This window comes from Janthinobacterium sp. C22 (assembly GCF_057919405.1).
Genome location: NZ_CP193659.1, coordinates 3,995,712 through 4,017,997 on the forward strand (window position 1 = coordinate 3,995,712; position 22,286 = coordinate 4,017,997).

Annotated in this window: 21 protein-coding genes and 1 pseudogene; 9 read left to right on the plus strand and 13 right to left on the minus strand. The window is 63.6% G+C overall.

Annotation, left to right across the window (positions count from 1 at the left end; translation table 11 throughout):
* Positions 1–107: 107 nt before the first annotated feature.
* Positions 108–1,730 carry an MFS transporter gene (locus ACRHIG_RS18815; protein ID WP_489627459.1) on the plus strand — a complete coding sequence of 541 codons (1,623 nt, stop codon included), beginning with the start codon at positions 108–110 and terminating at the stop codon, positions 1,728–1,730.
* A gap of 493 nt (positions 1,731–2,223) precedes the next feature.
* Here ACRHIG_RS18815 and ACRHIG_RS18820 read toward each other — a convergent pair.
* Both ACRHIG_RS18820 and ACRHIG_RS18825 read right to left on the minus strand, forming a co-directional pair.
* Positions 2,224–3,803 (minus strand): annotated as a pseudogene (locus tag ACRHIG_RS18820) (methyl-accepting chemotaxis protein).
* A 267-nt stretch (positions 3,804–4,070) separates the two neighbouring features.
* Positions 4,071–4,505 (minus strand): hotdog fold thioesterase, encoded by a 435-nt coding sequence (locus ACRHIG_RS18825; RefSeq protein WP_489627460.1) that lies wholly within the window; start codon positions 4,503–4,505, stop codon positions 4,071–4,073.
* A 142-nt stretch (positions 4,506–4,647) separates the two neighbouring features.
* Between ACRHIG_RS18825 and lpxO the strand changes: the two genes are divergently transcribed.
* From lpxO to fdx, 3 genes are all read left to right on the plus strand, one after another.
* Positions 4,648–5,547, plus strand: a complete 900-nt coding sequence (lpxO, locus tag ACRHIG_RS18830) for a lipid A hydroxylase LpxO (protein WP_070259823.1) — start codon at positions 4,648–4,650, stop codon at positions 5,545–5,547.
* Between the two features lie 84 nt (positions 5,548–5,631).
* On the plus strand, positions 5,632–6,030 hold the full coding sequence (locus tag ACRHIG_RS18835) for a DUF6331 family protein (protein ID WP_489627461.1): 399 nt from the start codon (positions 5,632–5,634) through the stop codon (positions 6,028–6,030).
* 61 nt (positions 6,031–6,091) lie between these two features.
* Positions 6,092–6,424, plus strand: a complete 333-nt coding sequence (gene fdx / locus ACRHIG_RS18840) for an ISC system 2Fe-2S type ferredoxin (protein ID WP_489627462.1) — start codon at positions 6,092–6,094, stop codon at positions 6,422–6,424.
* A gap of 45 nt (positions 6,425–6,469) precedes the next feature.
* Here fdx and ACRHIG_RS18845 read toward each other — a convergent pair whose 3' ends face one another.
* Positions 6,470–8,515, minus strand: coding sequence for a M13 family metallopeptidase (locus ACRHIG_RS18845; RefSeq protein WP_489627463.1), 2,046 nt, complete (start codon positions 8,513–8,515; stop codon positions 6,470–6,472).
* Between the two features lie 191 nt (positions 8,516–8,706).
* On the opposite strand from ACRHIG_RS18845, the gene ACRHIG_RS18850 reads away from it, so the two are divergent.
* Positions 8,707–8,943 carry a DUF7661 family protein gene (locus ACRHIG_RS18850; RefSeq protein WP_489627464.1) on the plus strand — a complete coding sequence of 79 codons (237 nt, stop codon included), beginning with the start codon at positions 8,707–8,709 and terminating at the stop codon, positions 8,941–8,943.
* A gap of 12 nt (positions 8,944–8,955) precedes the next feature.
* Here the strand turns inward: ACRHIG_RS18850 and ACRHIG_RS18855 are convergent, their stop codons facing one another.
* The 8 genes from ACRHIG_RS18855 to ACRHIG_RS18890 all read right to left on the minus strand — a co-directional run bounded on the left by ACRHIG_RS18855 (position 8,956) and on the right by ACRHIG_RS18890 (position 16,072).
* On the minus strand, positions 8,956–9,525 hold the full coding sequence (locus ACRHIG_RS18855) for a DUF1439 domain-containing protein (RefSeq protein ID WP_475416377.1): 570 nt from the start codon (positions 9,523–9,525) through the stop codon (positions 8,956–8,958).
* Positions 9,526–9,752: 227 nt separating this feature from the next.
* Positions 9,753–10,685, minus strand: coding sequence for a hypothetical protein (locus ACRHIG_RS18860; protein WP_489627465.1), 933 nt, complete (start codon positions 10,683–10,685; stop codon positions 9,753–9,755).
* Between the two features lie 35 nt (positions 10,686–10,720).
* A complete protein-coding gene (locus tag ACRHIG_RS18865; RefSeq protein WP_489627466.1) occupies positions 10,721–11,164 on the minus strand; it encodes a hemerythrin domain-containing protein in 444 nt (147 codons plus the stop codon).
* A 105-nt stretch (positions 11,165–11,269) separates the two neighbouring features.
* The gene (gene prsR / locus ACRHIG_RS18870) at positions 11,270–12,625 is read right to left on the minus strand and encodes a PEP-CTERM-box response regulator transcription factor (protein ID WP_489627467.1); all 1,356 of its coding nucleotides are present in this window, start codon (positions 12,623–12,625) and stop codon (positions 11,270–11,272) included.
* A 12-nt stretch (positions 12,626–12,637) separates the two neighbouring features.
* A complete protein-coding gene (gene prsK / locus ACRHIG_RS18875; protein ID WP_489627468.1) occupies positions 12,638–13,600 on the minus strand; it encodes an XrtA/PEP-CTERM system histidine kinase PrsK in 963 nt (320 codons plus the stop codon).
* Positions 13,543–14,688, minus strand: coding sequence for an XrtA/PEP-CTERM system histidine kinase PrsK (gene prsK / locus ACRHIG_RS18880; RefSeq protein WP_489627469.1), 1,146 nt, complete (start codon positions 14,686–14,688; stop codon positions 13,543–13,545). The genes prsK (ACRHIG_RS18875) and prsK (ACRHIG_RS18880) overlap by 58 nt, the downstream gene beginning before the upstream one ends.
* Positions 14,685–15,485 (minus strand): TIGR03013 family XrtA/PEP-CTERM system glycosyltransferase, encoded by an 801-nt coding sequence (locus ACRHIG_RS18885; RefSeq protein WP_489627470.1) that lies wholly within the window; start codon positions 15,483–15,485, stop codon positions 14,685–14,687. The genes prsK (ACRHIG_RS18880) and ACRHIG_RS18885 overlap by 4 nt, the downstream gene beginning before the upstream one ends.
* Entirely contained in the window at positions 15,380–16,072 is a 693-nt protein-coding gene (locus tag ACRHIG_RS18890) for a hypothetical protein (protein WP_489627471.1), read from the minus strand. Before ACRHIG_RS18890 ends, ACRHIG_RS18885 begins: the two co-directional genes overlap by 106 nt.
* Before the next feature lie 202 nt (positions 16,073–16,274).
* On the opposite strand from ACRHIG_RS18890, the gene nadB reads away from it, so the two are divergent.
* The 4 genes from nadB to ACRHIG_RS18910 all read left to right on the plus strand — a co-directional run bounded on the left by nadB (position 16,275) and on the right by ACRHIG_RS18910 (position 19,499).
* Positions 16,275–17,888: an L-aspartate oxidase gene (gene nadB, locus ACRHIG_RS18895; protein ID WP_230538106.1), complete on the plus strand. Its 1,614-nt coding sequence runs from the start codon at positions 16,275–16,277 to the stop codon at positions 17,886–17,888.
* Positions 17,889–18,034: 146 nt separating this feature from the next.
* The gene (locus ACRHIG_RS18900; RefSeq protein WP_489627472.1) at positions 18,035–18,517 is read left to right on the plus strand and encodes a hypothetical protein; all 483 of its coding nucleotides are present in this window, start codon (positions 18,035–18,037) and stop codon (positions 18,515–18,517) included.
* Positions 18,518–18,610: 93 nt separating this feature from the next.
* Positions 18,611–19,051 (plus strand): hypothetical protein, encoded by a 441-nt coding sequence (locus tag ACRHIG_RS18905; protein WP_489627473.1) that lies wholly within the window; start codon positions 18,611–18,613, stop codon positions 19,049–19,051.
* A 22-nt stretch (positions 19,052–19,073) separates the two neighbouring features.
* Positions 19,074–19,499: a hypothetical protein gene (locus ACRHIG_RS18910; RefSeq protein ID WP_489627474.1), complete on the plus strand. Its 426-nt coding sequence runs from the start codon at positions 19,074–19,076 to the stop codon at positions 19,497–19,499.
* 84 nt (positions 19,500–19,583) lie between these two features.
* Here the strand turns inward: ACRHIG_RS18910 and ACRHIG_RS18915 are convergent, their stop codons facing one another.
* Positions 19,584–20,948, minus strand: a complete 1,365-nt coding sequence (locus ACRHIG_RS18915; RefSeq protein ID WP_489627475.1) for a toxin-antitoxin system YwqK family antitoxin — start codon at positions 20,946–20,948, stop codon at positions 19,584–19,586.
* A complete protein-coding gene (locus ACRHIG_RS18920) occupies positions 20,933–22,279 on the minus strand; it encodes a toxin-antitoxin system YwqK family antitoxin (RefSeq protein ID WP_489627476.1) in 1,347 nt (448 codons plus the stop codon). The genes ACRHIG_RS18915 and ACRHIG_RS18920 overlap by 16 nt, the downstream gene beginning before the upstream one ends.
* Positions 22,280–22,286: the final 7 nt, after the last annotated feature.

Sequence of the window (22,286 nt, forward strand, 5' to 3'; positions counted from 1 at the left end):
ATTTTCCATTGAAGACATTCTTGTCCGATATGTTCGTCAGTTTAGCCCATTTTTCTTCAATGGCGGGCGCGCCATACTCGTCCCTCTTTCTTTCATATCCGACACCGATGCCCTTTTCTTCCCGCCTTTCTCTCCCGCTGCAGGTGCTGGCCGCCTGCCTGACGGGTTTGCTCATTCCCCTGTGCTTCACGGGCCCGGCCGTGGCCTTGCCCGCCCTCGGCGCCGAACTGCACGGCAGCGCCGCCGCCCTGAACTGGGTCGTCAATGCCTATATCCTCAGCTATGGCAGCGCCATGATGGTGGCCGGCAGCCTGACGGACGTGCTGGGACGGCGCCGCGTCTGGCTGGCGGGGCTGGCCCTGTTTTGCGCGGCCACCATTGCCATCGCCGGTGCGCCCTCGGTGGCGTGGATCGCCGCACTGCGCTTCGTGCAGGGCCTGGGCGGCGCGGCCGCGTTCGCCGCCGCCATGTCGTCGCTGGCGCCCCTGTTCCAAGGCGCGGCGCGCAGCCGCGTAATGAGCGTGCTGGGCACGACCTTCGGCCTGGGCCTGGCCTTCGGTCCGCTGGCGGCCGGCGCCATGCTGGCGCTGGCCCGCTGGCCCGCCATCTTTTACGCCACCGCCGCGCTGGGCGCCATCGGCATGCTGCTGGTGGGGGGCAGCGTGCCGGCCGATGCGCCCCGTGCCCAAGGCCGCGTGGACTGGCCCGGCGCCATCAGCTTCAGCGCCGCGCTGGGCCTGTTGACCCTGGGCATGCTGCTGGCGCCCGAACACGGCTGGCGCAGCGGGGCCGTGCTGCCGTCCGTCGCCGCGTCCGCGCTGCTGTTTTTCATTTTTATCAGGATCGAACGCAGGACGGCGCAGCCCATGCTGGACTTGACCCTGTTCCGCCAGCGCCGCTTTGTCGCCGTGCAAGTGCTGGCCGCCTCGCCCGCCTTCCTGTTCATCGTGCTGATCGTCATGCTGCCGGGGCGCTTCATCGGCATCGACGGCATGTCCGCGCTGGCGGCGGGCCGTTTGATGGTGGCCCTGGCCGCGCCATTGCTGCTCGTGCCCGTGCTGGCGGCGCTGCTGTCGCGCTGGATCAGTGCCGGCATGCTGTGCGCGGCGGGATTGCTGCTGGCCGCGGCTGGCCTGACCTGGCTGGCACAGGTGCTGGGCCATGGCAGCGCCGCGGCGCTGGCCGGCCCCCTGCTGCTGCTCGGCGCGGGCATCGGCTTGCCGTGGGGCTTGATGGATGGCATGGCCTTGAGCGTGGTGGAAACAGAGCGGGCCGGCATGGCGACGGGCATCTTCAATACCGTGCGCATCAGCGCCGACGGCGTGGCGCTGGCTCTGGCGGGCGCCATGCTGGCCGGCCTGATCGCGGCGGCGCTGGCGCGGCAGCTGCCCGCAGATCTACCGCTATTGGCGGCCGCCAGCCGCGCCGCGCTTGGCGATATGCAACAGGCAACACAGCTGCTGGGCGGCCACGAAACACTGCTGCGCGCCAGCTACGACGCCGCCTTCCGCCAGTTGCTGCACGGCCTGGCGCTGCTGGCCGTTGCGCTGGCCGCGCTGCTGCCGTATTTGCTCAGGAAGAAAGAAAGGCGTCTAGGCGTCGAGGCCGTAGAACACGGCGACAAGGATGGCGATGTTGTTGCAGGCACGGGCAAAGGTCGTTGTCGCGTAGGCCACGGCCACAGTGGGCGCGCGGTAGCGCAGGTAGACAAAGCTGAACATGGCGCCTGAACCGAGCGCGACGATGGCGTGCAGCAAGCCGCCGCTGATGAAATGCACGATGGCCCACAGGATGGCGCCGATAAAGATGCTCAGCTGGCGGCTGGCGCCCAGGCGCCTGAGGATTTCCAGCGGCAGCAATTGCCCGAGGAATGTTTCCAGGATGGGAGAATAGATGACGACCCAGAACACCAGCAGCGGCAGCGACATTTCCCGCTTGAACTTGGACAGGCCCGTGTGCGCGCCCCAGTATTCGGGCGGCAGCAGCCACTTGGTGAGGAACAGGATGGCAAAGCACAGCATGCAGGTGAGCAAGCCCCAGCCGAGACCGGCAAGGGCCAGCTGCAGCACGGGCGGCGCCGGCTTGTCGTCGTCCGGGCTGGATAGATCATGGCTGCTGCGCACTTGCATGAGTCGTCCTGGCGGTGATCCAGCGCTCATTGTAGCGCGGAATAGGACTATTGGCGCATGGCTGCCGGCGCGCCGCGCCGCCGCGCCATCGGCGTCAGGCCGCCAGGCGCAGGCGGCCGTTCGGCGGCGGGGCCAGCTTGAAGATGCCCACTTCCTGTTCCAGCTGCGCCGCCTGCTGCTGCAGCTCGTGCGCGGCGGCGGCGGCCTGCTCGACCAGGGCCGCGTTTTGCTGGGTCACGCGGTCCATGTCGACGATGGCGCGGTTGACCTGCTCGATGCCGGCGCCCTGCTCCTGCGTGGCGTGGCTGATCTCGGCCATGATGCCCGTCACCCTGCCGATGCCGGCCACCACCTCATGCATGGTGGCACCGGCCTGCTCGACGAGCACCGTGCCCGTGCCCACCTTGCTGACGGAGTCGTCGATCAGGGCCTTGATTTCGCGCGCGGCAGCGCCGAGCGCTGCGCCAGGTTGCGCACTTCCGTCGCCACCACGGCGAAACCGCGTCCCTGCTCGCCCGCGCGCGCCGCTTCCACGGCCGCGTTCAAGGCCAGGATGTTCGTCTGGAAGGCGATGCTGTCGATCACGCCGATGATGTCGACGATCTTGTTCGACGAGGCATTGATCAGGCTCATGGTATGCACCACTTCGGCCACGGCCTTGCCGCCCTGCTCCGACACCTTCGACGCTTCGCGCGCCAGGCGGTTCGCCTGCTGGGCGTTGTCCGCATTCTGGCGCACGGTGGAAATCAGTTCTTCCATCGATGACGCCACTTCCTCCAGCGAACCGGCCTGCTGCTCCGTGCGCTGCGACAGGTCGCGGTTGCCCGAGGCGATCTCGGTCGAGGCCGTGGCGATGCTTTCCGTGCCGTGCCTTACCTTGCCGACGATGGCGGCCAGGTTGTCGCGCATGGTCTTGATGGCGAACAACAAACTGCTGTCGTCGCCGTGGCGCGTATGCACGTCGATGGCCAGCTCGCCCAGCGCGATGCGCCCGGCGATCGTGGCCGCATACGCGGGTTCGCCGCCCAGCTGGCGCAGCAGGCCCCGCGTGATGACGGTGGCGACCGCAATGCAAATGAGCACGCTGAGCGCGGCCAGCACGCCGATCCAGCGCAGCGACTGGCCGTAGATGGCGCGCGCGGCAACGCTGGCCTGCTCCGATTCGCGCTGCACGCTTTTCAGCACCGTATCGATGTCGGCGACGATCTGGCGCCGCAGGGGGCTGCATTCCTCGACGAGGAAGGTGCCGTACTGCTCCATCTGCCCCGTGGCGCGGAACTGGCGCGGACGCTGCAGTTCCTGCGCCATGGCTTTCAAGCCCGTGCTGACCTTTTCGAACTGCGCATCGCCGGCGAACCGCGGCGCCAGCTTCGCCAGCGCTTCCAGGTACAGCGCCTTCTGGGCGTCGAGGATGGCCAGTTCTTTTTCGGCGGCGGCCTGGTCATGGAAGATATACGCGTTGCGGGCGGCCAGGCCCGTCTGGTCGAGCGCTTCGCGCGCCACGTACAGCGGTTCGAGTTTTTCCAGCTGGACTTTTTCTTGCGCGTCCATGGCGCCGGAGATGGCGCCGATGCGCAGCAGCGCGAAGGCGGCCAGCACCAGCATCAGCAGCACCAGCAGCCCGAAGCCTGCGCTCAGGCGCGCGCCTATCGTCAAACGATTGAATGACATCATTGTTGTTATTGCCCTGTATAAAGTTGATTGTTGCCGGCTCCGCTAGAGCCAGCGATCTGCTCGCCGTCGTGTTGCCTTTCCCGCATGGCGCAGGATGGGTCTCTAACTGGCGTTTTTTGGGCAGTCAGCTTCTAATTTCGGGCAATGTCGCTGCGCGGGGAGAAACCCCGCGCCATACAACAGCACACTGAATTATAAGCGAACAGCGTTATGGATGATTCCACGCGCTCGCTTTTAGTGCCTTGATGCAAGTCAAGGAGCGCCGTGTCAGCCCGCGCCCGGGGCGTCGATGACGGCCATGGTGATGCGCGAAATGCAGCACAGCTTGCCGTCATCATCCGTGATGCGGATTTCCCAGACCTGGCTGGTGCGGCCACGGTGGATGGGCGTGGCGCGCCCCGTCACGTGGCCGCCGCGCACGCCGCGTACGTGGTTGGCGTTGATTTCCTGGCCCACGCTCACGTGGCGGCGGCTGTCCAGGCAGGCATTCGCGGCCATGCTGCCCAGGGTTTCGGCCAGCAGGACGGACGCGCCGCCATGCAGCAGCTTGAAAGGCTGCATGGTGCGGTGGTCGACGGGCATGGTCGCCTCGATCCAGTCGGGGCCGAAGGCCGAGAATTCGATGCCCAGGTGGCGCATGGCCGTGCCCTCGCTGGCGGCGTTGAGGGCGGCCAGGTCGAGCGGTGCGTGCCAGATTTCCATTGTTACCCCTTCAGTGATGAAATAAAGCCATTGTAGGACAGAGCGCCAGCGCGCGCCGCTTCATCTTTCCTTCACCGTGGCACGGGGTAGCCGGGGCATTAACTGGTTATAATTGCCCCATTCTTTCAAAACGAGGTTGTGTATGAAGTGGGCCTTGCTGGGCATTTTTGTGTTTTCTGTTTTACATATTCATTTTCGGGGCAAGGTGCGCCTGCCGTTTCGCCGCCAGATCTTCGATCACTCCTCGTTCATGGCGCCGCTGAACCTGTTCATGCACACCTTTTCCAAGGTGCCGGCCACGCCCTATCTGTCCGTCGATCAATTCCCGGAACTGGCACCGCTGCAGCAGAACTGGCAAATCATCCGCGATGAAGCGCTGCGCATGCAGGAAATGAAAAAGATCAAGGCGGCCGAGAAGAACAATGACGTGGGCTTCAATTCCTTCTTCAAGTATGGCTGGAAGCGTTTCTACCTGAAATGGTATGACGCGAACCACCCGTCGGCACAGCAGATGTGCCCGCAAACCTATGCGCTGCTGCAATCGATTCCCTCGATCAAGGCCGCCATGTTCGCGGAACTGCCGCAAGGCGGCAAGCTCAACCCGCACCGCGACCCGTTCGCCGGCTCGCTGCGCTACCACCTGGGCTTGCAGACGCCGAACGACGACCGCTGCTTCATCGACGTCGATGGCGAGCGCCACAGCTGGCGCGACGGCCAGGCCGTGATGTTCGATGAAACGTATATCCACTGGGCCCGCAACGATGCCGACAGCGACCGCATCATCCTGTTCTGCGACATCGAGCGCCCGATGCGCTACCGCTGGGCGCAAGGCTTGAACCGCTGGCTGGGCCGCACCCTGATGACGGCCGCCGCCTCGCCCAACGAACTGGGCGACCAGGTGGGCGGCGTGAGCAAGCTGTTCCAGATTTCCTGGACCATGGGCCAGTACCGCCGCCGCTTCAAGGCGTGGAACAAGACGGCGTACCAGGTCACCCGCGTGGCGCTCGTCGTGGGCGTGATCGCGCTGATCTACTTTATCTAGCTGCCGGGCTGTCGTTCCCATAAGAAAACCGCCTGCGGGCGGTTTTTTATAATGCGATGCCACCGACCCGGAGAATCTGAAGAAATGACCGAACGCGACCGCCAGTACGACATCCAGATCGGCGACGACGCCTGGATCGAATTCATCGATCTTGACGGCCGCTATGACCAGGCGATCGACATCGATCCCTTGCTGGGGGAACTGTGGCAGCTGATCTGCCTGCTGGAAACCCATTGTGTCGCCGGCTGCTGCGGTATGGATGCCTACGATTTTACGCGCGCAGCCATCGATACGGCCTTGCTGGAACTCGATCGCGCGCAGCTGCATGCCGCCTGCGCGCAGGCCAGGGCCGCCGTGACGGCGGTGGCCAGCGATGTCTTGACGAGCGCCACGATGAATCACTTTGCGGATAAACGCGTGTTCTTGCAATTGCTCGACCATCTCGACGCGTGCATCGTCGCACAGGATCGCGCAGGGGCTTGACCTTGCCAAGGCGGGAAGGTCCACAGTGACGGCATTGAAGGATAACCGAGGAGAATCCCGCATGCCAAAAATCACCGTCCTGCCCCATCCCGAGCTGGCCCCGAAAGGCGCCGTCTTCGACGCGCCGGAAAACATGAGCATTTGCGACGCCTTGCTGCTTCACAAGATAGACATCGAACATGCCTGCGGCCAGGTGGGCGCCTGTTCCACCTGCCACGTGGTCGTGGTGCAGGGTTTCGATTCGCTCAACGAGCTGGGCGACAATGAAGAGGACATGCTCGACCAGGCCTGGGGCTTGCAGCCCCACTCGCGCCTGTCCTGCCAGGCGCGCCTGGCCCAGGAAGACCTGACGGTGGAGCTGCCCCGGTACACGCTCAACCACGCCAAGGAATAGTCCCCGGCGCGGTTGCCCGACTGCCCTACGGCTTTACCACATGATTTACCACATGATCACGCGCTGCTCGGGCGGCAGGTACATCGGGTCGCCCGGCTTGATGCCGAACGCTTCATAAAAGCCGGGCTGGTTCTTGACCGTGCCCTTGGCGCGGAATTCGCCCGGCGAATGGGGGTCGCTCTTGATCTGGGCGATCGCCGCTTCCGGACGCAGTTTCGCGCGCCATTTCTGCGCAAAGCCGATGTACAGGCGCTGTTCGCCCGTCAAGCCGTCGATGACGGGCGAAGGCTTGCCGCCCAGCGAACGCTGGTAAGCCTTGTAGGTGATCGACAGGCCGGAATTGTCGCCGATGTTCTCGCCCAGGGTCAGCTCGCCATTGATGTGGTAGCCCGGCACGGGGCTGTAGGCGCCGTACTGCTTGACGAGCCCTGCTGCCAGCGCCTTGAAGGCCGCGCGGTCCTGCGCCGTCCACCAGTTGCGCAGGCGGCCCTTGGCATCGTACTGGCTGCCGGAATCGTCGAAGGCATGGCTGATCTCATGGCCGAAGGTGATGCCCAGCAAGCCGTAATTGACGGCATCTTCCGCTTTCACGTTGAAGAATGGCGGCTGCAAAATGGCGGCCGGGATCGTGATGGCGTTCAGCGCCGGGCTGTAGCTGGCGTTGACGGTTTGCGGCGTCATCGACCATTCGTCGCGGTCGACGGGCTTGCCCAGCTTGGCCAGGTTTTGCTGGCGGCTCCATACGCGCGAGGCGCGCACGTTGGCGATCAGGTCGTTCGGCTGCGTCCGCATGCTGCTGTAGTCGCGCCAGGTATCGGGATACGCGATCTTCGGTTTCAGGGCGGCCAGCTTGAGCTGGGCTTCCTTCTTGGTTTCCGGGCCCATCCAGTCCAGCTGCTCGATGCCATCCTTGAACGAGGCGACGAAATTGTCGAACATGGCCATCACGCGGGGCCGGGTTTCCGGCGGCAGATACATGTCCACGTAGCGCTTGCCGACGGCGTCGCTGATGGCGTTATCCGTGAAGCGCAGCGCCAGCTGCCACTGCGGTTCGCTTTGCGGCACGCCGCGCAGCACCGTGCCGTCGAAGGCGAAACGCTCCTTGACGGTGGCGCTGTCCAGGTAGGAAGCATAGCTTTCGATGATGCGCCAGTTCAGGTAGCTCTTCCACGATGCCAGCGGCACGGCGGCCACGGTCTCGGAAAAACCGCTGAGGAAGCTGGGCTGGCGCACCACGGCCGAGCTTTCCTTTTTCGCCAGGCCGGCGGCGGCAAAGTAGGCGTTCCAGTCGAAGGCGGGCGCCAGCGCCGTGAACTTGTCGAAATCGACGCGGTTGTACGACTTGACGGGATCGCGCATCTGCACGCGCGTCCACTGCACGGCCGCCAGGCGCGTTTCGATGTCGAGGATCTGCGCCGCGTGTTCGGCCGCGGCCTTGTCGCCGCTCATTGCCAGCATGGTCTCGATATGCTTGAGGTATTTGGCGCGCACGGCTTGCAGCTTGGCGTCGTCTTGCTTCAGGTAGTAATCGCGGTCGGGCAAGCCCAGGCCGGACTGGCTGATGTTGACCGTGTAGCGCTCGGGATCCTGCGCATCGGGCGCCACATAGGCGGAAAACGGCGTCTGGATGCCATTGCCTTGCAAATAAGCAAACAGCGCCGGCAAGTCCTTCTTGTCCTTGATGGCGGCAACGCGGGCCAGCTCGGCCTTCAAGGGCTTGAAGCCGGCCGCATCGCGCGCCTTGTCGTTCATGAAACTCGTGTACAGGTCGGCGATCTTGTGCGCCTCGCTGCCGGGCTTGCCGGGGTTCTTGACGGTGGCGTCGATCAGGCCGCGCAGCTGGCCTTGCGCGATTTCGCGCAATTCGATATACGTGCCCCAGACGGATTTGTCGGCCGGGATTTCCGTATTGCGGGTCCACACGCCATTGACGTAGCCGTAGAAATCATCCTTGGGGCTGACTGCGGGGTCCAGGGTTTTCAGGTCGATGCCGGAGACGGGCGCGGCAGCATTGGTGGCTTGGGCGTACAACGACGGCGAGGAGAAGGCGAACAAGGCGCAGCAGGCGGCGCTGATGAGTGAACGTTTCACGAAGATTCCTTTAATTGTTTTAACTTCATGTTGGGGAACATGCTGTGTCCAGGCATGGGAGGCAGGATTATAGTCGGCCTGCTGGCGGGGAAACAATGTCCATTAAATAAGTCTAGTGTTCCGATGGGCAAATGTTACTATGCCGCAATACGGCCTATCTATTCGTCTGTCTCTCGGACTGGAGGAGTTTGATGCAGGAATTCAAATTCAATGTTTTCGGCACCCTGATCGCCATCCGCGGCAATCCCGGTGCGTGGCGCGCATACTATCTCGGCGCGGAAGGCAAGCGCCGGCCCGCCGATTTCATCGTCCCCGACGATATCAGCGCCGACGCGCTGTGCGACTACCTGGCGGACCTGTTCCATGAAGAGGCGACGCCGCGCAATAACACGGCCACGCGGCTCACCACGTCCGCATTCCAGGCCTGAGCTACTTCACCGCTACTTCACCGGCTCGAACGTCACCGTCAAGCCATTGCCCGTGGTCCTGAGCTGCGTGGGCACGAATTGCACGCCCGCGTAACGCAGTTCGTCGGGCTTGAACGTGTAGATCGGCGTTTCATGCATGAGCTGGTCGGCCACCAGGCTGGCGACCTTGGCGAACTGGCGCTGCTGCGACTCGTCCATGCCGTCGATGCTCACCTTGTCCACGCTCGCTTCGCTCAGGTACACGGCGTTGCGCTGGGCGTCGAGCACGAGCCGGCCCGACATGGCCAGGCTGCCGCGCCAGGTCTGGCGGATGAACGGCGGCATCACGCTGGCGTCCACGCTCAAGGCCACCCGTTCGCGCTCGGGCTGCAGGGACAGTTGCGGATGGGTCAGCTTGACGTCCAGCACGGACAGCACCCGTTTATCGATGGGAAAGCGGCGCTCCAGGCCTTGCTGCATCTTGCTGAGCGACACATTCACGTCGCGCGGGCCGATCAGGGTGGAACACGCGGCCAGCATCGTGCAGGCAAAGGCGGCAATGGCGGCGGTTTTCAGCAAGGGACGGATGGTGCTCACGTTCATGGATAGTCTCGGTGGAAAGATGGCGCCATCTTACACATGCGGCCGCTTTCACGCAAAAACCGGCGCCCACCTTGCAGCGGGCGCCGGTTTTTCTCATGTCGGCCTGGTCTGGGCCTTGTCAGCGGACGAACAGGGCGATCAGTATGACGATGGGCAATGGAATGCCCAGCAGCAGCAAGAGGATGGAACGCATGGCAGACTCCTTGATTTATATGATAGGTAGGGGTTCAGATGGTGACGTGGCGCAGCACGCGCTCATGGTCGCGCTGGCGGCCGCCGAACGTTGCCGCCAGGCTGGCGACAAAAGCCCCAAGCAACAAGGCGACGAACATCCACAGGGCCGTGTGGGCGCCGGCCTTGCGGGCCGTTTCCGCCGCTTGCTGGGCGGCAGCCTTCGTATCGGCGGCGGCTTTCACGGCGCGGCCGTAGACGGCATCGACGCGTGCTTCCGCTTCAGCCTGCGTCAAGCCCGTGCGGCTGGCCACGACCTGGCCCAGGTAGGCACGGTCATCGGCGGCCAGGCTGCCCTTGGACAGGCTGGTGGCGAAGATCTTGCCGATTTCCATGCGCTGGTCGGCGACCGTCACGCCCGGGTTCGCCATCGCGGGCATGCCGGTGGCGGCAGCAGAAGCGGGTGCGGCGCGCAACAGCATGTCCGAGAAATAATCGAGGGGATCGGCGCTGCCGCCCTCGCCCGCCTTGGCGCCTGCCGCATTGCCTGCCACTGCCGCAGCCGGGGCCACTGCCGCCGCCACGCCGCTGCCCGCGTCGATGGCGCCGCTCAGGACGGCGCGCGTGCCGCCGGCCAGCACGGCCACGGTGATCAGGGTGGCCACGGCCCAGGCCAGCAAGCCGTGCGCCGTATCGCGGAAATGCACTTCATCCGTGTGGATGGCACTCCATTTCACGCGCAGACGGCCCGCCATGTAGCCGCCGATGCCGGAGGCGGCCAGTTGCATGAAGGCCAGCCAGACGATGGTCGACACGCCGATGGCCGTGGCATTGAACGACCATGGCGACACGGACGACAGGCCCAGGCCCACGCCGAGGATCAGCAAAATGAAGGACAGGGCCGCCGCCGCCGCGGCGCCCGCCAGCACGGCGCCCCAGGACACGCCCGGGTTGTTCAGGTCCGATACGGACAGTTGTGTAGCTTGCATGAAATACTCCCTTGGTTGTTGATTTTTTATGCCGTTCAGGCGGCGACGCCCGTCAGCTGTTCCTTGCGCGCGGCCATTTCCCGGCCCAGCGCATCGAGGTCGACGGCCGTATGGCGCACCTTGGGAAACATGTCGCCCTCTTCTTCCTTGACGTGGTGTTCGATCTGCTCGGACAGGACCTTGACCTTGGCGTCGTACAGGTCGTCGGCGGGGTCCATCGCGGCAATTTGCGCGATCAGTTCCTTGGCGCTCGCGTGCTCGACGAGGGCTTCATCCATCAGATCGCCGTCGTGGATGGGGCGGCGCACGGCCGGATAGAAGATTTCCTCTTCCAGCTGCGTGTGCACGGTCAGTTCCTGGCAGATCTGGTCGGCCAGCTTTTTCTTGGTGGCAAATGAGCGGTCGCTCAAGCCTTCATATTGGGCAAACAGGGCTTTGACGGCCTTATGGTCCTGCATTAATAAACTGATCGCATTCATGACGCCTCCTCGTTGTTGATGAGGCTAGGATGCGCCACGGCGGCGCCAGCGTATGTGCGTCGCCTTACACAATCTTGATATTTGATACACATCAGTATGCGCACGCTACTTGATGCCGTGATGGCCCATCAGGTCGTACAGCGTGGGCCGGCTCACGCCCAGCAGTTCGGCCGCCCTGGCGATATTGCCGTCGGCCCGCGCCAGCGCCCGCACCATCACCTTGTATTCGGCCCCTTCGCGGGCCTGGCGCAGGTTCAGCGGTTCATCCTGGGGCGCCGCCTGGGCGCTGGCGGGCAAGCCCAGGTCGTCGGCGGCGATCTGCGGGCCGTCGCTCATGATGACGGCCCGCTTGATGCAGTTTTCCACCTCGCGCACATTGCCGGGCCAGCCATAGCTTTCGATCAGCTGCAGCGCGCCCGCGCTGAAGTGCAGGCTGCCGCGCCCTTCGCTGGCGCAGAACTTGTTCTTGAAATGATGGGCCAGCAAGGCCGCATCGCCGGCCCGCTCGCGCAGGGGCGGAATGCGCAGCACGATTTCACTGAGCCGGTAAAACAAGTCTTCGCGGAAACGTCCCTGCTCCGCCAGCACCTTTACATCCTGGTGCGTGGCGCAGACGATGCGCACGTCGACGGCGATCTCGGCCCGTCCGCCCACACGTTCGATGATTCGCTCCTGCAGGAAGCGCAGCAGTTTCGCCTGCAGCGCCATCGGCATGTCGCCGATCTCGTCGAGAAAGAAGGTGCCGCCGTGGGCCAGTTCGATCTTGCCCAGCGTCTGCCGCGCCGCGCCCGTAAACGCGCCCCGCTCATAGCCGAACAGCTCGCTTTCCAGCAGGTTTTCGGGGATGGCCGCGCAATTGATGGCGACGAAGCGTTGCGCATGGCGGCTCGACAGCGCATGCAGGCCCCGCGCAATCAGTTCCTTGCCGCTGCCCGAGTCGCCCAGCAGCATCACGCTGGCCGACGAGGGCGCCACCTTTTCCACGCTGCGGCACAGTTTCAGCATGCCGGGATCGCGGCTGACGATGCCGGCCAGCGGCGAATCCGCCTGCGTCTGCAGCATGCGGCGGTTTTCCTGCTGCATCGCGTGCAAATAGAACGCGCGGGCAATGACCAGGCCCAGCATGTCGGCATCGAACGGCTTCTGGTGGAAATCGTAGGCACCCAGCGCGATGGCCTTCAAGGCATGCGCGCGCTCCTGGTTGCCCGAGAGGATGATGACTTTCGTCTCCGGCGCCAGCGCAAGGATTTGCTGCAGGGTGGCCAGGCCTTCCGTGGCGCCGTCCGGATCGGGCGGCAAGCCCAGGTCCATCGTCACGACGGCCGGCTGGTGGCGCCGCACCAGCGCCAGCGCCGCCTCGCGCTCGCCCGCCAGCAAGACCTCGTAACCATCGAAACTCCAGTGCAGCTGCTTTTGCAAGCCGGGATCGTCTTCGATGACCAGCAGTTTTTGTTTGCCCATGGCACTCCTTTGCTATGCCGCATGCAGCGGCAGGATCACGCGGAACGTCGTGCCCACCTGCGGTTCGCTGCGCACTTCCAGGCTGCCGCCCACCTCGCGCAGGTATTCCCGGCTTTCGAACACGCCGATGCCCATGCCCGCCGTCTTGGTCGTGTCGAACGGTTTGAACAGGCGCTCGCGGATGAACTGTTCGCTCATGCCCTGTCCCGTATCGTCGAGCTCGACCACGGCCATCTGCTGTACCCGCCGCAGCCGCACGGCCACCTTGCCATCGCTGGCCGTCGCCTCGATGGCGTTCTGGATCAGGTGGCCCAGCACCCTTTCCAGCCGCGCGCGGTTGGCCAGCACCGTCAGCTCGCCATCGACGATTTCCAGCCGGGGCGCGGGCGCCAGGCTGGCCTTGGCGGCCACGGCCTGGCGCAGCAAGCCATCGAGCAGCAGCGGCGCCGGCGCTTCCGGCGCCTCGCCGCGCGCCAGCTTCTGCAGCAGGGTTTTCATTTTCTGCACGGAATGGTCAAGGGTGCCCAGCATGTCTTCCTGGAAGGCGGGATTGGCGCGGTGCTTTTCCGCATTGCTGAGTAAAAGGGATAATTGAAACACCAGGTTTTTCAGGTCGTGCACGATGAACGTGGACATGCGGTTGAACGAGTCGAACTGGCGCGCCACCGTCAGGGTATCGAGCGATTCGCGGTGCGCCAGGTAGCTGGCAGCCTGGCTGCCGGCAATTTTCAGCACGTCGAGGATTTCCCAGTTCAAGCCGATACGCGTGCGGGGCCGCGCCAGCGCGACAAAGGCGAACAGCTGGCCATGCAGCATCAGCGGCACCAGCAGCCACACGTCAGGCAGCGCCAGCAGCGCGGGCGGCAAGCGCAAGCCGCCGTACTGGCGCGGGTTGTGCTGGCAATCGGGCACGTCGATCACCCATTGCCGTGCTTCCAGGAACTGGCACAGGGGCCAAGCGCCGGCTCGCTCCACGTGCCGGGCGGCCAGTTCCAGCTGGCGGCCGGGGCAAACTGCCCCTGCTCGCGCCGTATCCACAGCGCGCCGGCGCGGCTTTCCACCAGTTGCGCCATGGCCTGGATCGTGCGCTCGCCCAGGGCCGGGCCATTTTCGGACAGCGCCCGCGTAAACCGCAGCCATTCCTCGCGGTAGTCGAAGATGGCGTTATAAAAATGTTTATTGATCGTGACCTTGAGCTTGGCGCGCAGGCTGCCGGAAAACAGCACGCCGGCCAGCAGCAGGGCCGCGCCGCCCAGGTAGGCCATCTGCATCAGGGAACCCCAGGTGCCGCCGAAATAGCGCAAATAGTAGGCGCTGGCCGCCATCGCCAGCAGATAGATGGACGACCCCAGCAAGGCGGCCGAGCGGTACAGCATCTGGCGCGAGACGGACAGGCCCAGCGCCCAGCCCGGATTGCGCGCGGCCGAGACGGCCAGCAGCGGCGCGCACAGGGCGTCGACGATGCCGCGCGCGGCCCAGATGTCGTCGTTGACCGTGCGAAACAGCAAGGCGTCGCTATACAGATAAAAATCGTAGGCAAACAGGCCACCCACGCCCAGGCACGCAAACTTGATGCCCCAGCGTTTCAAGGACGGCGTGTTGCGGTACCATTGTTCCACCAGCAACATGCCCAGCACGGCCAGCAGCAAACGGCTGACGCTGGCGATGATGCGCGCCGGCAAGGGCAGCGCCAGCCACGACGAGGCCAGCGCGGACAACCCGGGCGCCAGCGCCGTGAGAACGATGCCGGCCAGCACCAGGCGCAAGCGGGGCCGCGACGGTTCGATCAGCAGCAGCAAGAACACCAGCCAGGCCAGGGTGCGCAGCAACTCGAGCGCCTCGCCGGCCGGCGAGGCGCGCTGCCCCAGCAGCACCAGCACCACCGTGCCCGTGGCCCAGCCGCCCGTCGCCAGGCAAGCGGCCAACAAGGCGCGCACGTTCTGCCGCGCGCGCCAGTTGCTGATCAGTAGCAGCGCCAGCGCGAAGAAGGCCAGCGACGCCAGCCCATGGCTGAGGGCCGCCGCGTCGGTGGCCGCCAGCCAGTCCGACTGCTCCCGCATCATCGGCTGCCCTTGCCAAACAGCACCACCTGCACCGTGTCGAGCAAGATCAGCAAGTCAAGGAACAGGCTGTTATTCTTTACATAATACAGATCGTATTGCAGCTTCTTGACGGCGTCGTCGACGGAGGCGCCATATTGATAGCGCACCTGCGCCAGGCCCGTGATGCCGGGCTTGATATTGTGACGAATGTTGTAGTACGGCACCTGCTCCTTCAGCTGCTCGACAAAATACGCGCGCTCGGGACGGGGGCCCACGAAACTCATCTCGCCGCGAAACACATTGAGCATCTGCGGCAATTCGTCGATGCGCAGCTTGCGGATCAGCTTGCCCACGCGCGTGATGCGCGCATCGTTGTCCAGCGCCCAGATGGGCTTGCCGTCGCGCTCGGCGTCGCAGCGCATGCTGCGAAATTTCAGCACCTTGAAAGGCAGACCGTCGCGCCCCACCCGCTCTTGCTGGTAAAACACGGGGCCGCCGTCTTCCAGGCGGATGCACAGGGCCGTCGCCAGCATCACGGGCAGCGCGGCCAGGCAGATGACCGCGCTGGCGGCCAGGTCGAACAGCCGCTTCGAGGCGGCGCGGAAGAAACTCTGGTCGAAGCCGCCGCCATAGATCAGGTAGCTGGGTTGCAATGAATCGATGCGGATCTGGCACGCTTCGCGCTCGAAAAACGTGGCCGCGTCGATCACCTTCACGCCGCCCAATGCGCATTCCAGTAGCTGCTTGGCAGGAAACGCGCCATTGCGCCGGTCGCTGACGGACACGACGATCTCGTGCGCGGCATGGCGCTGGGCCATGGCCAGCAGCGAGGGCCTGCCGGCAGCAAGGCCGAGGCCGGCACGCAGCATTGCTCCCCCGCCACATCGATGCAGCCGACGACGGTAAACTGGTGGAAGCCGATCTTGCTCGCCGCCAAGTCCATGCATTCGCGCGCCAGCGCCCCGCCACCCACCAGGATCAGCCGGCCTTCCATCAGCGCCGATTGCGAGGATTTGAACACCACCAGGCGCGCCAGCAGCACGCCGATGGCGCCCAGGCCGAAGATCATCGCGCTGCCGCGCCCGAATTGCAGCACGGGAATAAAGCGTATCAGGACGCTGAGCACGGCAAAACCCAGCGCGAACGACGGCAGGATGCGCAACAAGGTGTTGCGGATGTCCTCGCGCGAGCGGTGCTGGTACATGCCCAGCGCGCTCATGCTCAGGACGATGACCAGCGCAAAGATCGCGGAGGACAGGTAGATCTCGCCCACGCGCAGCACGCGGCTGCCGTCCGCCAGCCACAGCAAGGACGTCAGGGTGGCCGACAGCAGCAGGATCAGGATTTCCAGCAACAGCAAGATAAACGCTGTTTTCGAGACATAATGGCTGAAGATGCGGATCACGGTTCCTCCTGCGGCAAAAAGCATCACGCCGCGCACAGGGCGGCCTGCTGCTGTCTTGCCATGATGGCGAACTGTTCCAAGAAGACATTGATGCGCCACAAGCTACGGCCCCAGCTATCTTTCGCTGGCAGAATTTATCTCAACACATTACCGAATGGGGGAAATGGCATATAGTATGCTTCCCCTAAAAGAGATAAATGTCATGAAATTTGATGTAGCGATTGTCGGCAGTGGCCTGGCGGGTTTATCGGTTGCACTGCATTTAGCTGAGACGCGCACCGTCGCGATCATTTCCAAACGCGCGCTGCTCGATGGCGCCAGCAACTGGGCGCAAGGCGGGATCGCGGCCGTGCTGGACTCCGGCGACAGCCACCAGCAGCACATCGAAGACACCCTGATCGCCGGCGGCGGCCTGTGCGACGAAAGCGCCACGCGCTACATCGTCGAGCACGGCCGCGAAGCCATCGAATGGCTGATCGAGCAAGGCGTGCCGTTTACGCGCGACGCCTCGGCCGAGCTGGGTTTTCATTTGACCCGCGAAGGCGGCCACAGCCAGCGCCGCATCATCCACGCGGCCGACGCCACGGGGCACGCCGTGCAAGTGACCCTGGAAGAAAAGGTGCGCGCCCACCCGAACATCAGTCTGTTCGAACACCATTGTGCCATCGACCTGATCACCTCCGACAAGCTGGGCATGAAGCCGGCCCAGCGCAACGCCCAGCCCCATTGCCACGGCCTGTACGTGCAGGATGAGCAAACGGGCAAGGTGCACACCTTTGCCGCCGAGCATACCGTGCTGGCCACGGGCGGCGCCGGCAAGGTGTATCTATATACCACCAACCCGGACACGGCCAGCGGCGACGGCATTGCCATGGCGTGGCGCGCGGGCTGCCGCGTGTCGAACATGGAATTCATCCAGTTCCACCCCACGTGTTTGTACCACCCGTACGCCAAGTCCTTCCTGATCACCGAGGCCATCCGTGGCGAAGGCGGCTTGCTGAAACTGCCGCCCGAAGCGGGCGCGGCAGCAGGCACGCGCTTCATGCTGGCCCACGACGAGCGGGCCGAACTGGCGCCGCGCGACGTGGTGGCGCGCGCCATCGACTTCGAGATCAAGAAACGCGGCCTCGACTACGTGCACCTGGATATCAGCCACAAGCCGGCCGAATTCCTCATCGAACACTTCCCCACCATCTACGCGCGCTGCCTGGAACTGGGCATCGACATCACCAAGCAGCCGATTCCCATCGTGCCGGCCGCCCACTACACGTGCGGCGGCGTCGTGACGGATTTGTCCGGCCGCGCCGACTTGCCCGGCCTGTATGCGGTTGGCGAGACGGCCTGTACGGGTCTGCATGGCGCGAACCGCCTGGCGAGCAATTCCTTGCTGGAATGCATAGTCATCGGCCGCGCCTGCGCGCAGGATATCGAAAGCAAGGAAAAGCTGGGCACGCCCTACCTGCCCGACTGGGATGAAAGCCGCGTCACGGATGCGGACGAGGAAGTGGTGATTTCCCACAATTGGGACGAGCTGCGCCGCTTCATGTGGAATTACGTGGGCATCGTGCGCACGACCAAGCGTTTGGAGCGGGCCCAGCACCGCATCGCCCTGCTGAAGGAAGAAATCGACGAGTACTACCGCAACTTCCGCATCACGCACGACCTATTGGAATTGCGCAACCTCGTCGACGTGGCCTCGATGATCGTCAACAGCGCCCTGTCGCGCCGCGAAAGCCGCGGCCTGCACTTCAGCCGCGATTATCCGGAAACGTTGCCGAAGGCCATCGCCAGCGTACTGACGCCGCCGCACAGGTAAGCCACCAGGCCCTTCCATCATGGAACCCATGCAAGGTCCGGGGGCGTACCCTGAGGGTACGACCCTGATCTGTGTCTTGGGGGAACGCCATTTGCCACAGGCGCCCCCCGCTGCAGGCATCGCGCAATCACCGAAACGTAAGGCAAATGTTGAACAAGAGACTATTTGATGCCATTGCATCCGCGGTGGACCTGGATGACCCTGCAGAACAATCTTCAGCTCAGCGATTCATGATCGAGGCTATTGGCAGAGTGACTGCACAATTGCCTGAGGTTGCCAGGTCAGCAGTCGCTGCGGCGAGTCGATACATCACCGGTGCGGCGACGGCTGAGGAAGTCATCGCCGAGCGTGTACGCCTCTGGCGAGCAATCGACGGGCGTGACCAATCGGACGAGCCGGACGTTTTGAAAATCAGAACGGCCATATGCGTCTTGCATCCCATGGATAGTGGCGCCTCTGCCGAAACCTTGGAGTATTTTTTGAATTTTGGCGGCAAGCAGGCTTGCCGCAGGCTGAGCTTGAGGCCGCTGCTCGGAACAGGTATGGAATTTGAGGTGGCTTCAAGCGGCCAGGGGCGGACGTTGAATAGGATTTACGGGCAAGAACACAATCGTCTTCAACGATTCTGAACGCAAGTCGATTTTGCGTCAGAGCAGCCGCTCGATAGAATAAAGGTTGTTTAATTCAGGGCATGCAGTCGCCCATTGCTACATATGGAATCAATGACAGTGATGGCAACAAAGTGGAATAACCAGGAGGTGCGAAGCCACAATGGCCTCGTGTGCAGCAATGGTGATATCTACGAAGTGCACGAAACCAGAATGGTCAGAGTACGTGAAAAACAGGAACTTGGCGGTTGGCTCAATGTCGCGATTCTGGCGCAAGAAGCGCTGTATGGCGGACAGTACATAGTTAAGTGCGGAGAGGCTGCGGAACATGGCTCAATCGGCGTAGTCGTTTTGGAATCGCTGCAAAATCATGAACCTGTGTGGACGTTTGTTTCGGATCAATCCAATCCATTTGATCAAATAACAATCAAGGGCGGCCTGGTTTTGGTGCTGTCAACGTCAGGCGCCGTGTTACGGTTTGGTGCGCCAATGAGGGAGCCAAGGCTTCTGCTTCCGAGTACTTCGATCCATGCTTCTAACGACGGGTGCTTGTAAGGTGAGACGCCGCGCGTCCGCTATGCTTAGGTTCGAAGCCTTTGCCCGTTGCCGCATAGAACCTCAAATTTTTCCTTATGAGCTTATGGACCTATATCAAAAGGGAACGAATTTCAGCGGATGCTTGAACATTCGCCCTACGCTATCATTCGAAGCGACCGTTGCCGTGTTGGGCGAGGCACTCGGAATCAGGTTTTGCCCTGATCAAGGCGGAAAATACGAGGAATATCCGGCGTACCTGGCCTTTGCACTCGGACTCGAACTTGCTTTGTTGGCGCCGCCCCCTCCAGAATTCGATACGAGGGATGTCCCCGACGATTGTTTTCAACTGATAATCGGTTCGCTTGTACATGTTAAAGATGTGGGCGTGAACGTTGATTTGAGTGCCCTTATTAAGGCTCAGCTGGCTGCGTGTACGGATTTAGTAATTGAACAGATCGATTCTTGACGCGACGACCGACTGCTTTGGGGCGTCATTTCCACTACCTGTCCATGCCTCGCAAGAAGGCTGGCCACGCATCACTTGCCCCTGTCACGGTTCCGGCATCAGAGGATCGATGCCATCCTCGGTGTACGACATGCTGGCGGACGCCCCCGTACATTCGCCCTGCGCCACATCGGCCACATAGCGGCATTCGCTTTCCACGCTGCCATCTTCGTTCCAATGCCGCGTCCAGCCCTGGCGTTCGCCATCCACGTACTCGATCAGCTGGCGCGGCTTGCCATCCGCATACCAGGAACGCAATGCGCCCTCCTCGCGCCCGCCCGCGTTCCAGCGTTTGTCCACGAGCAATACGCCGGCGCGGCTGAAGCGCTGCTCGCTGCGCAGCACGTAATGACCGCTGTGCGTGCGCTTGCTGGCGACTTTACCGTCCGGATAATATTCAACGCTGTCGCCGGCGGGCTTGCCGTCCACGTAGTTGGCGGTGCGCCGCACCTTGCCATCCGGGAAATAGCCGATGCCCGGGCCCGTCATGATGCCATTCACGTACTGGCTGCGGCTATCCACGGCACCGTCCGGATAGAACAGCAGCAGCTCGCCGTCCGTCTCGCCCTTGACCCGCGTCATGCGCGTACGCAGCTTGCCGTTTTCATCGAACGTTTCCACCACACCATCGGCGCGGGCGCCGTTGCGGTAGGTGCGCGACTCGATCAGCTTGCCACTCTGGTGATAGGTCTGCTCCTCCCCCTCCTGCACGCCGTTGCGCCACGTACTACGCATGGAAACCTGGCCGTCCGGGTAATAGCGGGTCTGCGTGCCCTCTTGCACGCCGCGCCCGTCCTGCTCCACCTGCATTTCCAGCTGTCCATGCGGGTAATACATGCTGTAGTTGCCCAGCAGCTTGCCGCGCAGGTAATCGGGGCCGTCGACCTGGCCGATCAGCCGCGTCGGCTCGCCTTCGCGCACATGATAGATCTCGACTTGCCAGGTGCCCGGCGTCTTGCCTGCCGGCAGCGGCACGACCAGCGCGTAGCGCGCATGCTCCTTGACTTCGCCGCGCGTCAGATTGTGGTTCAGGTACAGGCGCGCCTTGCCGTCCGCACAGGCTTGCGGCTCGCAGCCGCCCAGCTTGCTGACTTCGGGCATGGCGAGCGCTGCGCCGGCTGCCGGACACGATCTGATGCGCATCAGCAAGGGCGTCGCCTCGCGTATCAACGGCGCCAGCTGCTGCTTCATGGCCGCGTATTGCGCGGCGTCCAGGTGCACGGACACGGCATCCATGCGCACCTGGCGCCCGCCGCAACCGTTGTCGCCGGCCAGGGTCAGCACGTCGCCGCCGCCCTTGCCGGACTCGGTCTGGATCGCGCTGACCACTTGCCGCTGTTCGATCTCGGCGTGGACCAGCGCCGGCCACAGCAGCGTTGCAAGCAGCACATGCTTCACAAGGCGCGCCATGCCTGCTCCTTGCGCTGCAGTTCCGGCGCCGGCGGCGCGTCGCCGCATGCACCCTGGGCCTTGCCAGCCACATACTGACATTCGCTTTTCAGGCTGCCATCTTCGCGCCAGCTGCGGCTCCAGCCGTGGCGCCGGTCGTTCACATACTCGATCGATTGCTCGGGCTTGCCGCTTTCGTACCACGAGCGCGACGTGCCCTGCTCGCGCAATTGCGCATCCCACCGCCGCTCCAGCACCAGCACGCCTTGCGGGCTGTAGCGCTGCAGGCTCAGCAAGCCGCCATCGTCGGCATACTGCTGGCGGCTTTGCACCTTACCCTCCGGATAGAATTCCAGCGCCTCGCCCGTGGGCAAGTCATTGCGCAAGGTCATGGTGCCGCGCACGGCGCCATCAGGGTAATAGTTTGTCGTCAAACCATTGTATTTCCCCTCCTTCATTGCGGAGCGGCTGGACACTTTTCCATCAGGGAAATACGTGAGCATCTCGCCTTCGATCTTGCCGCCGCGCAGTACATAACTCGTGCTCGGCTTGCCATTTTCAGCCGAGATCTGCTTGGGGCCGTCCAGCTGCTTGCCATCGCGGTAGCTGCTCGTCTCGCGCAGCTTGCCCGTGGCGTGATACAACTGGTGTTCACCTTCAGGCAAGCCGTGGCGCCAGTTGCCGCGCAGCTCCAGGGTGCCGTCCGGATAATACTTGCTGCCGACGCCGTGCTGCCGGCCCTGCCCATCCTGCGCCACCTGTTTTTCAATCTTGCCATTCGGGTAATACGTGACATAGCCGCCCACCAGCTCGCCGGAGGCATAATCGGCCCGGTTGACCTGGCCGGACAGGCGCAGCTTGTGGCCGGCGAGGCTATAGATATCGACCTTCCACGTGCCAGGCTGCTTGCCTTTCGGCAAGGGCAACAGCAGCACGTTGGGCGCTTTTTCCTGCTCGATGGGGTAGAAATGTTCGTGCAGATACAGCCGCGCCCGGCCATCGGCGCAGGCCGCTGGCGTGCAGGCGGCGATCTGGCGCACGATGGGCACGCTTGCATCCTCGGGGCATTTTTTCAGGGTGACGAGCATGGGCGTCTTGCTGCGGATGTGGCGGGCCAGTTCGGCTTTCAGCGCGTCGTACGGCGCCTCGTCCAGATTGACCGAGCGGGCATCCATGCGGATCTGCCTGCCGCCGCAGGCCGTCGTCCCGGCAATCGTGAACACATCGCCGCCTTCGCTATCGGGTTCGCCGGCCATGCTTGCCAGCACCTGGCGCTGCACGATGTCCGCCTGCGCCATGCCCGGGGTCAGCAAGCAAGCGCCAAGCAGCGCGCATAGGGTCTTGATTTTCATGCTATTC